The organism is Paenibacillus oryzisoli (assembly GCF_001653565.1).
Classification (GTDB): Bacteria; Bacillota; Bacilli; order Paenibacillales; family NBRC-103111; genus Paenibacillus_E; species Paenibacillus_E oryzisoli.
Map to the genome: position 1 here is coordinate 62,062 of NZ_LYPB01000095.1, position 15,527 is coordinate 77,588.

The following is a 15,527-nucleotide window of genomic DNA, read 5'->3' on the forward strand; positions in this document are numbered from 1 at the left end:
AAGGCCGGAAACAAAACAGCTATCGGTCTAGCTGCTGAATCATGGCGCGCGTATAACCTCCGATTGTTTTCACTAACCGGTCACTTAACTTGACGCTTATTGCGGCAAACACCGCTCCCAGTCCCATGGTAAAGAGTGATTCCGCAAACGTATCTACTTGCATGAAAATGACATTTAAATCGACGTATCGATACAAAAGTGGTGCCAACAGGAATGCAATCGGTCCTAAATAGAGAATGGCTACGCTGACGAGGCTGACGAGTCCGATCCCCAACTTCTGCATTAACCAAAAGACGGCGAACCAATTGCGGCGATCCGTAAGTTCTAATTTGGCATGAACCCAGACTGATGCATCTGTTGCTATTTTTTTGTTGTACGGCGCCGTTGAAATATCAGTATAAATTTTCGTCTGCGTGCGTTCGAATTGGATGAAGGTTGTCGTGGTTCGCAATACGCGTGTAAATAGTGGAATGCCGATTACCGTAAATGAAAGACTTAAACTTAACAACAGAGCTACCATATAAAAGCAAAAGTAAAACAAGCCTGTAACGAAAGTTAATAATAAAAAATAACCATTTTGGATGAAACCTGATTTCATAAGGTTCATCGCTCCTCTCCGTTTAATAGTGGTTTAATAAATAGTTTGCTGCGGTTGCCTACTGCCCCATACTAAACGTACATCTGTCATCTCCACCAGTGACAACATGTCATCATTTTCTTTGTGACATATTGCCGCTGATCAATATGTTAGCGAGCCTAGCATGTCACATGAAATCGTGAAGATTTGTAACTAGCCTATATGATAGTGAGTGAATGACAATTGGACTACTGAAGACGAGCCACTATGCTTGCACGCAGAAAGAGTCGTACTTCAAAAAATCCATGAGGTGAATGCTATGAATACAAGAGGGAAAATGATTTACGGCGGAGTTTCCGTCATGCTAAGTGCATCAATTCTAGCTGCGGGTTGCAGTACGAGACAAACTGAAAAGTCGGATCATATAGGAACAACCCAACCAGTAGAAATAGCTCAAATATCTCAAAATAGTATTGCGAAATCACTTGAATCGCAGGCGAAGCAACTGAATACGTTTGATCCGAAACAACCATTGAATGATTTAAAACCGCTAAAAGACATGATAGGGAATGCAAATTATGTTGGTTTAGGAGAGGCCACTCACGGAAGCTCGGAGATTTTTATGATGAAACATCGCCTAGTGAAGTATTTAGTCACTGAGCTGGGCTTTACTAATTTTGGGATTGAAGAGGATTGGGGTAACGGTTTAAAACTGAACGCGTATATCCAAACGGGAATAGGCGACCCTAAGGAGTTTTTGAAGCTGTTATACCCAACTGATGAGATCGTCGCTATGGTAAAATGGATGCGGGAATACAACTCTGATCCTGTACATAAAAAGAAAATTCACTTCGTCGGACTAGACTTAAAAATGCTTGATCAAAGTGTCTTCGATAAAGTGATCAACTACGTTAAGGAGCATCATCCTGATCTGCTGCCGGAAGTCGAGCAAAGCTACAAAGAATTGTCATCGGTGTCAGGTAATCTACAGGAATATATGAAGCTGACTACTGAAGTGAAAGAAAAGCATACGGCTAATGCGCAAAAAATAGTCAAGCTACTTGAAGACAAAACGAAGTCGATTAATGAGAATGATTCATACGAGCTAGTTTGGGTGAAAGGGACGGCTAAGGTGATAGAGAATTTTACGAAGATGGTGATTCCGGCGGACTATCCGAACATGGTGAAGCTGCATGATCAGTATCTAGCCGAGCATGCAGTTTGGGCTCAAGAAAAACTTGGCGGCAAAACAATGGTTTGGGGGCACAATATTCACATAGCTAAAGGTGTAATCACTGAGAAGATGTATCCTAAAGTCGCCGGGGAGTTTCTGAAAGAACGTGTTGGCAATCAATATGTAGCAATTGGCTCGACCACCACGGAAGGCAAATTTACAGCATTCAGTGAAGGTAAGATTGCAGCGGATACCATTCAGAAGAACATGAACAGCTCCAATCATATGTTTGGACAAGTTCATTACGATCAGTTCCTGTTAGATCTTCGAAAATTGAATGGAGATGCGCAGCAATGGGTAAAAGAAAAGCAGCCATTCTTGGATGGCATTGCAGTGATCATTCCTAACGAACCGCAATATTATGATGTTTCCCTTCAAGAGCAATTCGACATTATGGTTCATATTCAAAAAACGACCCCTTCGCATATCAAGTAATATGAAATAAAAAAACGGCAAGAATATCACCCAAACAGAAAAGAACCTTGATTTATCAAGGTTCTTAATAGGTATTTTCGTATCGTTAGACTAATGAATCCTGAAATTGATTCTCTAAGTCTATACTTTAGAAATTGTGCTTTTCAGATCACTAATCATTTTTTTGAAATCATTATTCTTTAGCTCAACATCTGTTTCCTCTTCTTCCTCTTCCAAAAAAACTTGCTTGTAATGATCAAGCTCATTTAATATTAGCGAGTCCTCATCTCTAATTTCTGAGTATTCCAACCAGTACGAAGCATCTACTCGGCTTGCTATATTCATTCGCATAGTTTTTTTATATCCTGCTGTGTTCTACGTTAACCTGCCCGTTAGGTCAGCGCCCTGCACCACCAAGTAAATACAAAGGCTGGCCTTTTTGTTCACATTAGTAAACATTAACTAACGAACTTTATTTTCCTTGATCACATACAACATGTTTGCCTTACTAAACAACCGCTAATTCCATTTTACATTTAAAGTAAAAAGTGATATCATATAAATATCAAAACAATATATAATCGGGAGGTTTTTCAACGTATGAAAGAAATGAAAGCAGGGTCATTCAATGGTTTTATTGGCTTACTCTTATTTTTCATCGCACTTGGGCTAGGCATCTACAGTTTTACCCAACAGAGCTTTCTCATTGGGGCTATATTACTCGTAGTTAGTATCATCTCCCTGACGTCATTTACTGTCGTTCAGCCGAATCAAGCCACGGTCATTACTTTTTTCGGGAGCTATCTGGGGACCATTCGCAAAAGCGGTATATGGCTTGTTATTCCCTTCTCTTCTCACAAGAAGATATCACTGCGGGTGCGCAATTTTAACAGTGTCAAATTAAAAGTGAATGATATCGATGGGAATCCGATTGAAATTGCCGCTGTCATCGTGTTTAAAGTTGTTGATACGTACAAGGCATTGTTTGATGTAGATAGTTATGAGAAATTCGTTGAAATTCAAAGTGAAACTGCACTACGTCATGTAGCTAGCAAATATCCTTATGATCGTTATGAAACAGAAGGCTATTCGTTACGAGGAAATGCCGATGAGGTTGCGGCTGAGCTCAGCACAGAGCTTCAACATCGTCTTTCCGTTGCAGGCGTTGAAGTGATTGAGTCGCGCCTGACTCACCTAGCCTACTCTACCGAAATTGCCAGCGCCATGCTGCAGCGCCAACAAGCATCCGCGATTTTATCCGCACGCTCCATTATTGTAGAAGGCGCCGTTGGCATGGTCCAAATGGCTGTCGCACAATTGGAAGCCCAAGGATTGCAGCTTGACGAGGAGCGTAAAGCTGCCATGATCAACAATCTCCTCGTTGCGATTGTATCCGATCGTTCAGCGACTCCGGTCATTAATACCGGTACGTTGTACTAACGAGGCCATGGTATGGCTCCTAAGAAAAACTTCCCACTTCGACTAGATCCGAAGCTGCACCAAGCTCTGGAGCAATGGGCAGAGGACGAGTTCCGAAGTGTTAACGGACACATTGAATATCTACTACGCGAAGCGCTCCTTCGTTCGGGACGGCTCTCCAAATTAAGTGCCGCGCAGCAAACGAATGAAGAATTGGACAACTAAAAAACACATCTTACATGACACTCATGTAAGATGTGTTTTTGTTTTTAATTACGTGGTAACATCAATCGCTGGTGCAGAAATGGTCTGTGGTGTCGTAATTGCGGAAGTTGTATTTGAGAAATCTGCAACTTCGAGAATGACAGGTGTACCAGCTACCGCTGAGATCGTATCTAACACCAAGGAAGCCGTCGTAAGCGTCGAAAGACCCTCCTGTTGTAACACGCCATTGACATATACGTTAATATATCCGTCAGTAGGCACGGCTGGTAGTGAATTTGCTTGTACAGGATCGCCATTGTCATCAAGGAAATCTTCTGCCAGAATCGTTGTTTCCGTACCGCCAATCATACCTACCGTAAGCACTGCATTGTATCTCGTTACTTCGGGATCTACGGTTGTTGTCACAACACCGCCCGAAGCTACTGGAGCATTAGCCAACGCAGCTGTAATAAAAAGTTTAATCAGTGAGGCTGCCATCTATTTCACCCCCTTCCCAATCTTCGCTTGAAAATGCGAATGCTTTGCACGATGATGGGAACACCTTTTTCAGGTACATCCTTCGAAATTAACGTTATCTTACCTTTATCTATCTGATAAAGCGTGCTTGGCTGAAGCACACCATTAACGAAAACTTGTGAATAGGTAACAGTTTTCGGGTCAGGAATCGATTGAGCGCCGTAACCTTTGGTGCGATCCTCCTCCGTATAGCATCGCTTGTCTCCATCAGAAATGGCGTAATAGAAATACGTTTTCGCTCCATATTTGGACGTACAGACCCGTTCCTTGGTCTTTTTCGGCTTTCGGACAGTAGGTTCAAGACGTTTGCGCTTCCGGATGTGAATCACCTCACTTACCGCTCGTAGATTATGTTATTCTATGCAAGAATCTTTACCTGGAATTGGATATTTCACTCCGTACGTATCCCCATTTATGACATACAAAACCCCCTAATCATGGTGATTAGGGGGCATCGCCTCTACTGATTTATTTCTGAATTTTGATTCCATTCGCATTGATATAACCAATACTATTCTGATCCTTACGCTCAACTTCTCCCTGATAGAGGGTATTCCCCGTTTGCAGCTCAACGATTACCGCGGCTGGTTTGGGACGACCGGACATGAGGAGGTACAAGCGATCCTTCTCAACTAGGCTATAATTGACTCTGCCCCACTCTTTCTGAAGAGCTTGAAGCGGTAATTGCACATCACGAATCACTCTATTCTCCGCCACATTTACCACCATAACGTGAGTGTCTTTACTCTCCGATATAGCAGCTAATGATAGCTCCTGATTGGCATACTGGATAGACATCCCCATCGAGTTATCCTCCATCAAAAAGCTATGCAGTGGCTCACTCTGCAGTGTCCGCCATTGTCCATTCCAAATATCGTATACCCGAATTTCCCGGTTCACTAACCCTTCATTTCTCTTTACGGTCTGTCTTTCGACGACCTTATCTATGATTTTATTTTCACTGCTATCAAATATCGCATATCCACTTGGGCCTATCTGAGCATTCCCCGATATAAACCATGTGGTCGTTCTTATTTCATTCGACTGTGTCTCGGCAGCCAGGATCTGCTCGCTTTTCAGCAAGCTTTTGTTTGATAGATCAATCGTATACATATCGTATCCAACATGATAGAACTGCGGATATTTGTCGGTTCGCATACGATTAACAAGTACCTTCATGATCTGATCTTTGACCTGAACATCATGGATATTTATATACTCGTCATTTTTCTTGCCTGTAAGAACCTGAAATGATGATGTTTCTTCGTCCAATTTTCCCATTATTGAGATGGTTAACTGGTTAGATTGCTTCTTCGATACGTCATTGTGAGCTTCAGTACCCACATATGCAAGGACCTGATCATCCTCATAAAAGGCATTTACATCATTCTTCCCTCGCATGAAAGAACGATGCTCTTTGACAAGCCTTTTCAAGTCGTCCTCATAGTAAGATTCAGCATCAAGCCTTCCCAAATAGGAGAGTTGCTCGACATCCGACTCGCTCCCTTTCGTAGAAACGGCTGCCGTGATGCCATCCATATTTACCTTGATCTGCAGCCCAGCAGCATCGCTTTCTGAGCCTTTCATCGTTTTCAACACATATTCCGGCTTCTGATCACCAGTACCTGACACATAATACGTTCCCATAGCTATTACACAAAAAGGTATCAGTGTCGCAAGCAGCCAGTATCGTTTCATGCGTGCACCTCCTTAGCATTGTCTTTGAAAGCTCTTCACCCGAATTTCGAGAATTCGAGAATTTACACCGTTACCTTTTTTCGCAGCAAATAGGAACTAAATCCGATTGAAACGGCGATCATACACAGTCCGATGAACACCTGCAACAACACGATTTCACTTGGAAATAGAGGAAGTGTAACTCCTACTTGACTTATTTCTTGTGGCAAAACGATCACGATCAGAACGGCTGCACCGTACAAAATACCTGCAACAATGCCCTTCCATCGATAACTTCGTTCCAGCAGTATGGCCGTGAAGAGTACAAAGACACCTAGAATGCCAGCTCCATAATATAAAATGAATTGCATAACATAGCTAGGCATAAACAAGTTTAGCAAAGGATCTCTTCGAATCAGTTCTCCAACAGTAACCGCTACTCTGAGTTCATCTGGGATGATAGCAAGGAACGAGGCCAATTGAAGCGGAATAATCACAAACTGTAGGGAAACAAAGCCAAATACAAACAACACAATTGCACTTAATTTAGCGAAATATACATTCATTCGTGAAGTTGGCAACATAAGCAGTCGATAAGCGAACGTATTCCGGCCGAACCATTCCTTGTACCAAATTATGAAAACATAAAGGAGCAGAACGATTGCACATAAACTGATGGCTCCTTCATACCAGACTGAATGAAAAATATTTATAAGATTTAATTTTTGAAAGTTTGCCGCGTACTGCGCTTCGGTTCCACCATTTCTGTCCGCCCAATCATGTGCATCACTGAGATAGGATTGGGCCGTTAGCCAAATCCCCACAAATTGAGATACTACCAACAGAAGTGCCAAGGCACCATATAGCTTGCTAAACCGTACCAGTTCCCAGTTCAACAACTTGATAAAGAATTTCAAGTCACATACACCTCTCTCATGACATCCACAACGGACTTTCCTTCATTCGAGCGCACTTCCTCCGGATAAAACTGTTTGCGAACCCGCCCACCATCCAGCAAAACGACTTTATCAATGAGATGCTCAATATCTTGAATTTCGTGGGTAGTGATCAGAACACCGCGGTCTTCCATCAAATGGCTTGTGAAAACGGCAGTAATTTGCTCCCGGCTGAACATGTCAATCCCTGAGAATGGCTCGTCCATGAGTAAATAGTCTGCGTCCAAAGACAGCCCTAACAGCAGATTCGCCTTCGCAGAATTTCCTTTGGACAAGCTCGAAAGTCGATCCTCAGGATTCAATTTAAAAAAGGTGAGTAATTCTTCCGCTCGTGCCTCATTCCAGTTCACATAGAAATCTTTCATAAATCGCATGGCTTCTTTAATTTTCATGTGTGAGGGCATCGTTAACGTATCAGGAATGAATACAACTTTCTCATACGTCTTCGTAGTTGGAACCTGACCATCCACACGAATGGCTCCACCTTGAATGGGGGTCAGCCCCATGATCGCCTTCATAATCGTAGATTTGCCCACGCCGTTTATCCCAATCAAACAGGTAATTTGGCCTTTCTCCGCGGTAAAGGAAACGAGATCTAGTACATTCCTTCGACCATATCGCTTCACAAGTGCATCCACTTCGATCATTCCGATACCTCCCTTACGCGCTCAGCCTCATATTTTTCTTTCACAACACGCAGTAATTCTTCCGTTGGCAGCCCAATTTTGCTAATGGATTGAACGAACGCTCCAACGGCTTCTTGAATGAGTTCTTCACGAATGGTATTCAAAATATGCTTATCCGTCGTTATCCGACTCGGGGAATTACCTGCAGTTGTAATCAACTTCTGCTCCTCCATTTCTTTATAGGCCTTCTGTGCGGTGTTCGGATTGATTTGAAGCAGCCCTGCTAGCTCTCGCCTTGACGGAATTTCTTGTCCGCCTACCAGCCTGCCCGTGGCCATTTCCTCTTTGAAATACCTGACAACCTGCAGATAAACGGGATCGCGATTATTAAACGTAATGTTCATCTACCCATCTCCTATATTCCTTTCTAGGTAAAACTGGAAGGATTTAGTGTGTGTACTAACTAGTTCATACACTACAAGTGTACTATACTACTCATACACTCTTACTGTCAACATTTGGCTAGTACAAGCACTCTGAATTCGTTATTTTAACCCGGTTGACATACCTGACTAGTTACATGCAAATAATAGAAAGTAGGATCACATTTTCAGAAAGGAGGCCATAATGAAGCTCAATCTTCCACCGAAAAGCAACGATACTCAAGGGTTTTACGGTAAAATGCGAGGACTGCCAGGTGCCGTTGTAGGGCTGATTAAACAGCAAGCTGCTAAGTTCATGAATTCCTCAGAACTTACTGAGCACGAACATGGATCGTCGACTGCCTACATTGAAATCTCTCCTGCTGCGCAGGCCCGATTAGAGAAAGCATTGCACCAACAGTTAGCCTTACTCCAAGGAGGCGTCACTTCTCCCTCTCCTACTGCGCAAGAACAACAGATTCTCGAAAGTATCATTGCCCAGACGCACTTACACAATCGTAATAACGTGACACGTACACATGCTTATTGGGTGATCTATCGTGAACATCCCGAGCTGCATTGGGCCTTGTTAGCCCATATGGTCTCCCGTAATGGAGGCTGGTCTATGACCGATCTACGTGGTGAACTTGTGCCTCACCTAATGAACAATGATGCTTCTGAACATGCATTTTCCTTTCTTGAGCGCGCGAATGTCCTTATTTTCCAAGATGCTTACCCGCAATTGCTGTTGTATGCCGAAAGCAAAAAAAGAAGACAGCGGTTATTCCATCTTCTACCGTATTTACATATATCCACTTGGATGCTCCCAATCTGGCAGGATTTCTGGCTGTATCAAGACTCCGCCCTGCTCACCATTGGTCTAATTATCAATGAGCAGCATTACATCGAGGAACGCGTTGTTCAGAATCCGCTGTACAAACAAACAGTCCTAGATACGGCTCTGTTCAAAACACAAGCTTGGCTGCAGCTCAATCAAGTCGGATTCCCTTTTCGTTCTTCATCGATGACTCCACCTCAGCCGCATCTTGCTGGCCTTATTCTTGAAAGTTTCACGAAGCTCACCGAGCGGATCGAATTCGGCAAGAGCTTATATGCGATCCTGTATGGCGTTCCAGGTGTACTTCAAGGCGTCTTCGCTTTCGCCTCCGGTACTCCGCATACGGGATCACGTTCCGACTACTGGCCTCATCTGTTCGCACCTATACGAAAAACCCCTCCTGATCGCAAGTATCAAGAGAGGCTCGATGGTTACAGCCTGAAGAAAGGAGCTGCACCGTTCTATAGTCCACCGCTCCACTCGGCATGGCCTGACAGGCCAATTGCACCTATTGAGCGAGGTGATTGGTTTAAGCTCGAAGGAGAACCTTTACAGCATATTCGGAGCATAGAAGTTCCAAGCGCTTATGATTTGACGCAGGATCTATGCCTGGGATTGAGTAAAATAGAACTCGCTGTTGTAAGTGCGCAAGCGATCAAGAAAATCATTCGGTAACCTGTGTGATAGGCTTATGAACGTTTGAGTACTCGACTCGCTTTCGCAATGAGCTTCTGGACAGGTGACGGAAAGTTCTTCACATCATCCTTCGTCACCACTCGCGTAATCATGAGCATAAGCGGATACATCGCCACGGTTAATCCGCAGATCAGCACAGCTTGAATGCCTTCATTCAAACGATCCCAAGGCGTTGGTACCACATAGTTGTGCGTCAGCCATTCCGCTGCAAAGCCCACTACGCCGATGATAATAATCGTTACCATAAGGCCACCGAAACGGCGCCCCAGAATCGTGAACGACACTTCCTTGCGGAGTGAGCGTATATTCAGCCATGACATCGCGATAAAGCAAAGTCCTGTAGAAATAATGATGCCATAAATACCAAACCATTGTCCTAGTACATAGCTGCCGAGCAGCTTAATTGCGATGCCTACACCCACATGAACCATCAACGGCTTCATCCGTCCCATGCCCATCAGAACGGCCCCTGAGGTCTGCATGACGATCTGGAACATTGCGCCTGCCGTCAGCAACGATATCATCGTAGGACCATGCGCAATGCCATAAGGGGAATCTTCATACCCAAACACGAAGAAATCGATCGGTCTAGCCGCAATACTAATCATAAGAACAGCAGGAAGACCAGATAAAATCGCGAGCTGCAGAACGCGCGTCGTCTGTTGTCCGACTTGTTTCAAATCTTTGCGTGAATACGCAGCCGAAATAATAGGGACAACGGATTGACTTAACGCGATGGCCAAAATAATAGGAATCCCCGCGAGCGATTGCGCGCGGCCACCAATGATCCCGACTAAGCCTAAGGCTTCCGCGGCACCAATTTTATCCTCAAGCAATGGAATAATCATCGAGGTGTCGATCGCATACACCAATGTGACGGTGACGGAGAAGACGACGATAGGGATAGAAAGCTTGAGCAAGCTGCGATAAATATCCCGATACCTGAACATTTCCGCCGGCTGATCCCCTGATTGAGTCGCTCCCATCTGCTGCGCCGCGGCTTGTGAGGCTGCCAAGGCAGACTGACGCGATTGTGCATCACTTCGCTTCAACTTCCTAGCGTAGTAGAGCATGACGGCTAATGCCGCAATACCTCCGACAACGCCTCCGAAGGAAGCCCCCGCAACACCCCAGCCAAGTGAGATATTAAGCAAGAAGAAGGCAAGCAGAATCGAAGTAATCAATCGGAATATTTGTTCCACCACTTGTGAAATCCCGTTCGGCATCATATGTTGTCTGCCTTGGAAATAGCCTCGCATAATGGCAATGAGCGGGAAGAACAGCATCGCTGGAGCGATCGCTCTTGTTGCGAGCGTAGCATCTGGCCCGCCATGCGAAATATTCTCAGCATAGATAGGTGCGAAGAAGTACAACAGTACGGTCATCGCAACACCTGCGACTACAGCAAACACGACAGCTGCCCGATAAATCCGTTGCGCTTCATGCGGTCGACCAATTGCGTTCTTCTCCGCAACCATTTTACTTAGTGCACTTGGAATACCCGCCGTTGCGATAACGAGCAGGATCGAATATAGATTAAAAGCAATGGAATAGCTGCCCATCCCTTTCTCCTCAAGCAGATGAACCAGCGGAATACGCTGGAAAACGCCGAGAAACCGCGCTACAAGCGCGGCCACGGTGAGAATGAGCGTTCCTTTTACAAGGGAATCTTTGGTTACCTTCGTCAAGTCCGTTCCTTCTCTCTCTTACAGTTTTCTTATGTTCTTCTATGCCTCAAAAGATCCATATGAGGAAAATAATGATCATAGCGAGCTGCAAAACAATTTTCACCACGGAGCTGGCAAAAAAACCAAGCACAGACCCAATTCCTGCGCGAACAGCGTTCTGCCAGGAGGTTCCGGCGATTAATTCACCTACTACGGCGCCGATGAATGGTCCTAGGATGATCCCAAATGCTGGAATTACGAAAGGACCTATGATCAAACCAATGGTACTACCGACGATTGCCGGTTTCGAGCCGCCGAATTTTTTGACACCTAGTGCACTAACGGCATAATCCGCCACGATAATAATAACGACAACCAAGGTCTGAATTAACCAGAACCAGAAACCGAAGTGTTTCCAGGTGATCAGCCAGCCATAGATGAAAAAGGCAGCATAAATTGCCAGTACACCAGGCAGAATCGGATAGACGGCACCCACCATTCCGATGACAAATAAAAGAATAACGACAATCCAACCCAAGGTAATCATGCGCAGTTCATTCCTCCATTAAGCGTGATTGCGAGCTTGCTCCTGTGCTAGGCAAGCAAGTAAGTTCGAATGATGTGCGCGACAGCATGTTCATCGTTCGTAACTGTCGTAATATCAGCGATCCGTTTCACTTCATCCTGGGCATTTCCCATAGCCACACCTAGTCCTGCTTCACGAATCATCGCAATATCATTTTCGCTGTCACCCATAGCAATCACTTCAGACATCGCAATGCCCAGAAGTTGGCACACCGTTTCTACTCCCGTTGCTTTGGAGATGCCGAGCGGGTTCATTTCCAAGTTTGATGGATGTGAATTGGTGATTTCAAGCCTTCCCCAACTCGACACCACTTCACGAATCCGTTGCAATTTCTCAGCATTGTCCGTAAAATAACCGAATTTCAACCATTCGTGCTCATTAATATTCAGCCCTTCACTTTCTCGATTGAACACACCTGCTACGGAATACGCCCACCACCAACAATCATGATCTACGGCCAACTGGTGCAAATCACGTATCGTTTCAATCGGTACTAGCGTTCGTTTCAGTAATGTATCTGGCGATGCCCACACTTCACTGCCGTTTACCACAACAAGCGGTGTGGAGAGCCCGAGCTCCTTAATGAAAGGCATAGCACTGACGGCACCACGACCCGTGGACATGATAACCACTTTACCTTGTGCAATGGCTTCGCGAATCGCTGCTTGATTCTCTGCAGATATTTTCTTGTCCTCGTTGAGCAACGTGCCATCCATATCAAGTGCGATTAATTTATAGGTTCCCATACCCGCCAACCCCCATCTCTATGCTGCCTTCAATTGTCTTCCTAGTAAGCGGTGAGCACTCTCTTCGGCAGCTCTTCCATGAACGTTTTGTGCCATAGTGCAAAAATATAGAGCGTCCACAAGCGTCGTGCGTAGTCTCCTTGACCAATACGATGCTTATGCAGCATTTTCTCCACTGCTTCAATGTCGATGTAATCCTCAATCCCGCTGGTTTTGATTTGATCCATCACCATATCGCCCATCGCGCCTTTCATCCAATCCCGCAGGGGTACTGGGAAGCCAAGCTTCGGACGATTCAGAATCGGATCCGGGATAATTCCTTCCATCGCTTTACGGAAAATGTACTTCGTTGTCCCATTTGCAATGCGATACTTCGCTGGAATACGGCGTGCCACTTCGAACAACTCCTTGTCCAGGAAAGGAACGCGCAGCTCCAAGGAATGCGCCATTGTCATTTTGTCGGCTTTCATGAGAATATCGCCAGGCATCCACAGATTCATGTCGATATACTGCATTCGGCTTACAGGATCTAAATGCTTCGTTTTGTTGTAATAATCGCCGGCGATTTGAACGGGATTCTTGTAGGCGCGCAGCATCTCGCTATCGAGACGCAGCACTTCCGCTTTCATATCCTCGGAGAAGATTTTGGCGTTTCCGAGGAAGCGCTCCTCTAGCGGAGTCGTCCCCCGCAACACATAGTTGCGGCCTTTCACTCCGCTTGGCAGTATGCGTGCGAAGCGGTTCAGCATGCGCTTCACCGAAGGCGGAAGCCCATCCAGCGGCTTGAGCGATTGCGGCTCGCGATAGATGCGATAGCCGCCGAACAGCTCGTCCGCGCCTTCGCCGGACAGCACGACCGTTACGTGCTCGCGCGCAAGCTGAGCCACGTGGTAGAGGGCAATGGCCGAAGGATCGGCGACAGGCTCGTCCTGGTGCCAGATCGCCTTCGGCATGGTCGCGAAGAAATCATCCTGCGTGATGATTTTGTCGTAGTGCTCTGTCCCGAGCGTCGCTGCGGTCTGAGCAGCGATCGGCGTCTCGTTGTTGGCGCCGTCGAAGCCAACGGAGAACGTGCGGATCGGTTCGATATTCCGCATATGCGTAGCAATGGCCGTCGAGTCGATACCGCTCGACAGGAAGCATCCGCGTTCCACATCACTGACCATGTGGAGCTTGACGGACTCTTTCAAACCTTCACGAATTTGTTCCACATAGTAGTCGAATGGTTTCTCTTCGGGCTCAAACATCGGATCCCAATACTTATGTAGGGTCATTTTGCCTTCGAACGTAATGGTAACTGAATGCGCAGGAGGCAGCTTATAGATGCCTTGGAACATCGTATGCGGTTCTGGTACATACTGAAACGTCAAATAATTCAGCAAGCTGTCCGTATGGATCAACCGATTCATGCCTTCCGCCGCAAGCAAGCTCTTGATTTCCGAGCCGAACAAGAATTGACGGTCACTCACATGATAATAAAACGGCTTAATACCGAAGTGGTCTCTCGCACCGAACAGCTGCTTCTTCTTGCGATCCCAGATCACAAAACCGAACATCCCCCGCATATGTTTCACACAATCTTCGCCGAATTCCTCATAAAGATGGACGATGACCTCCGTGTCACTCTGCGTACGGAAAATATGACCGCGCTCCTTGAGCATCGTACGCAGCTCTTTGTAATTATAAATTTCACCATTGAAAATAATCCAAACAGTTTCATCTTCATTCGCTAATGGCTGATGACCTTCTTTGATATCAATAACGGATAAGCGTCTAAACCCTAAGCCAATGCGATTCTCTGTCCAGAAGCCCTCATCATTAGGCCCCCGATGGACAATTACATCCGTCATTTGCTTCAAGCTTGCCTCAGTTGGTTCTCTATCTTCAAAATACATTACACCCGTAATACCACACATGGTGAGACTCACTCCTCCGTACTCTCATCATTCTTTCTCTTGGACAACCGATATATTAGTATACCATATCCGCCCGTCTTTCAGGAAATACCGTGAGTGTACGAGAATCGCTGTATCTTATAGAAAAATGATGGAAATGAGAAGTCGTTTTAGAGAAGCAGATAACCGGCTTTTTTTCATGGCATTCGACCACCTTTCCTCTACGCACAAAAGTTTACCTCGGGCAACATTTAGTGTGAACCCTGTTCCTCTCAAGTTCTACCCTTGGAATAGGATATGCCGTTAGTGAGTAACTGGTGCATGTTGCTCCAAAATTCGAATTTCCAAGCTGATTCCTGTAAATTCAAGCTTTACTCGCCAAATTAGCCACCCAACCCACTGTTCATTCTCAATTAACTGGAAATTGTACAGCTAATTCGAGAAAATTCATCCTTCAAATCAAAATAGATGGAAAAAATGTAGCTAATTCTCACTTAACTTCCTCTTTTCTCATAATTATCTGATATTAACTGTACAATTTCCATCTATTCTCCATATGAGGGCATTTTGTGTGGAATTAACTACAGAAAATCCATCTATTTGCAAAATAAGCACTGGCGATTAGCTGGGAGGTGGTTGGCGGGTTGCGCTTGGAGGTTGGCAGACTGCGGTCGACGATTTGTGGTTTACGGGTTACGGTCTGTGGTCTGTGGTCTGTGGTCTGTGGTCTGTGGTCTGTGGTCTGTGGTCTGTGGTCTGTGGTCTGTGGTCTGTGGTCTGTGGTCTGTGGTCGGCGGGTTGCGGGTTGCGGTTTACGAGTTGCCATTTGCAATTTACTGTTTACTGTTTACCCTCATCCCCCATCCTTCATCCTTCTTCCCCATCACTTAACCGCCACCCCACGTCAACATATCCATCCCCAAGATCAGCGCACACAGTGGATACAGGTTCAATCTAGAGTAAAGGGCTGAAATATTTCAGCCCCTCCTCATCAAACCGTACGTGAGGTTTTCCCTCATACGGCTTTCCGATG

16 protein-coding genes are annotated in these 15,527 nt (G+C 45.3%); 4 read left to right on the forward strand and 12 right to left on the reverse strand.

Going from position 1 to position 15,527, the window contains the following annotated elements; translation table 11 throughout:
- Positions 1 to 19: 19 nt before the first annotated feature.
- Positions 20 to 598 (reverse strand): sensor domain-containing protein, encoded by a 579-nt coding sequence (locus A8708_RS34200; RefSeq protein ID WP_068671494.1) that lies wholly within the window; start codon positions 596 to 598, stop codon positions 20 to 22.
- A gap of 298 nt (positions 599 to 896) precedes the next feature.
- Here A8708_RS34200 and A8708_RS34205 point away from each other — a divergent pair, with 298 nt between their 5' ends.
- Positions 897 to 2,246 carry an erythromycin esterase family protein gene (locus A8708_RS34205; protein ID WP_068671495.1) on the forward strand — a complete coding sequence of 450 codons (1,350 nt, stop codon included), beginning with the start codon at positions 897 to 899 and terminating at the stop codon, positions 2,244 to 2,246.
- A gap of 120 nt (positions 2,247 to 2,366) precedes the next feature.
- On the opposite strand, the gene A8708_RS34210 is transcribed toward A8708_RS34205, so the two are convergent.
- On the reverse strand, positions 2,367 to 2,570 hold the full coding sequence (locus A8708_RS34210; protein ID WP_204787698.1) for a hypothetical protein: 204 nt from the start codon (positions 2,568 to 2,570) through the stop codon (positions 2,367 to 2,369).
- A gap of 255 nt (positions 2,571 to 2,825) precedes the next feature.
- On the opposite strand from A8708_RS34210, the gene A8708_RS34215 reads away from it, so the two are divergent.
- Together A8708_RS34215 and A8708_RS34220 are read left to right on the forward strand one after the other, a co-directional pair.
- A complete protein-coding gene (locus tag A8708_RS34215; RefSeq protein ID WP_068671497.1) occupies positions 2,826 to 3,665 on the forward strand; it encodes an SPFH domain-containing protein in 840 nt (279 codons plus the stop codon).
- Positions 3,666 to 3,677: 12 nt separating this feature from the next.
- The gene (locus tag A8708_RS34220; protein WP_068671498.1) at positions 3,678 to 3,869 is read left to right on the forward strand and encodes a type II toxin-antitoxin system antitoxin; all 192 of its coding nucleotides are present in this window, start codon (positions 3,678 to 3,680) and stop codon (positions 3,867 to 3,869) included.
- Between the two features lie 48 nt (positions 3,870 to 3,917).
- Here the strand turns inward: A8708_RS34220 and A8708_RS34225 are convergent, their stop codons facing one another.
- The 6 genes from A8708_RS34225 to A8708_RS34250 all read right to left on the reverse strand — a co-directional run bounded on the left by A8708_RS34225 (position 3,918) and on the right by A8708_RS34250 (position 8,048).
- Positions 3,918 to 4,346, reverse strand: a complete 429-nt coding sequence (locus A8708_RS34225) for a DUF4183 domain-containing protein (RefSeq protein ID WP_068671499.1) — start codon at positions 4,344 to 4,346, stop codon at positions 3,918 to 3,920.
- Between the two features lie 5 nt (positions 4,347 to 4,351).
- Positions 4,352 to 4,714 (reverse strand): DUF4183 domain-containing protein, encoded by a 363-nt coding sequence (locus A8708_RS34230; RefSeq protein WP_082927997.1) that lies wholly within the window; start codon positions 4,712 to 4,714, stop codon positions 4,352 to 4,354.
- Positions 4,715 to 4,853: 139 nt separating this feature from the next.
- A complete protein-coding gene (locus A8708_RS34235) occupies positions 4,854 to 6,083 on the reverse strand; it encodes a hypothetical protein (protein ID WP_068671501.1) in 1,230 nt (409 codons plus the stop codon).
- A 62-nt stretch (positions 6,084 to 6,145) separates the two neighbouring features.
- Positions 6,146 to 6,958 carry a hypothetical protein gene (locus A8708_RS34240; protein WP_204787699.1) on the reverse strand — a complete coding sequence of 271 codons (813 nt, stop codon included), beginning with the start codon at positions 6,956 to 6,958 and terminating at the stop codon, positions 6,146 to 6,148.
- A 17-nt stretch (positions 6,959 to 6,975) separates the two neighbouring features.
- Positions 6,976 to 7,665: an ATP-binding cassette domain-containing protein gene (locus tag A8708_RS34245; RefSeq protein ID WP_068671505.1), complete on the reverse strand. Its 690-nt coding sequence runs from the start codon at positions 7,663 to 7,665 to the stop codon at positions 6,976 to 6,978.
- The gene (locus tag A8708_RS34250; protein WP_068671507.1) at positions 7,662 to 8,048 is read right to left on the reverse strand and encodes a GntR family transcriptional regulator; all 387 of its coding nucleotides are present in this window, start codon (positions 8,046 to 8,048) and stop codon (positions 7,662 to 7,664) included. Before A8708_RS34250 ends, A8708_RS34245 begins: the two co-directional genes overlap by 4 nt.
- A gap of 223 nt (positions 8,049 to 8,271) precedes the next feature.
- On the opposite strand from A8708_RS34250, the gene A8708_RS34255 reads away from it, so the two are divergent.
- The gene (locus A8708_RS34255; protein ID WP_157265177.1) at positions 8,272 to 9,579 is read left to right on the forward strand and encodes a DUF2515 family protein; all 1,308 of its coding nucleotides are present in this window, start codon (positions 8,272 to 8,274) and stop codon (positions 9,577 to 9,579) included.
- 14 nt (positions 9,580 to 9,593) lie between these two features.
- Here the strand turns inward: A8708_RS34255 and A8708_RS34260 are convergent, their stop codons facing one another.
- From A8708_RS34260 to asnB, 4 genes are read right to left on the reverse strand one after another with little or no spacing between them, the layout of a single operon-like run.
- Positions 9,594 to 11,288: a putative polysaccharide biosynthesis protein gene (locus A8708_RS34260; RefSeq protein ID WP_068671509.1), complete on the reverse strand. Its 1,695-nt coding sequence runs from the start codon at positions 11,286 to 11,288 to the stop codon at positions 9,594 to 9,596.
- A gap of 46 nt (positions 11,289 to 11,334) precedes the next feature.
- Complete coding sequence (locus tag A8708_RS34265; protein WP_068671511.1) at positions 11,335 to 11,814, reverse strand: DUF456 domain-containing protein; 480 nt, start codon at positions 11,812 to 11,814, stop codon at positions 11,335 to 11,337.
- Positions 11,815 to 11,861: 47 nt separating this feature from the next.
- A complete protein-coding gene (locus A8708_RS34270; protein WP_068671513.1) occupies positions 11,862 to 12,599 on the reverse strand; it encodes a Cof-type HAD-IIB family hydrolase in 738 nt (245 codons plus the stop codon).
- Positions 12,600 to 12,640: 41 nt separating this feature from the next.
- Positions 12,641 to 14,515 (reverse strand): asparagine synthase (glutamine-hydrolyzing), encoded by a 1,875-nt coding sequence (gene asnB / locus A8708_RS34275; protein WP_068671515.1) that lies wholly within the window; start codon positions 14,513 to 14,515, stop codon positions 12,641 to 12,643.
- Positions 14,516 to 15,527: the final 1,012 nt, after the last annotated feature.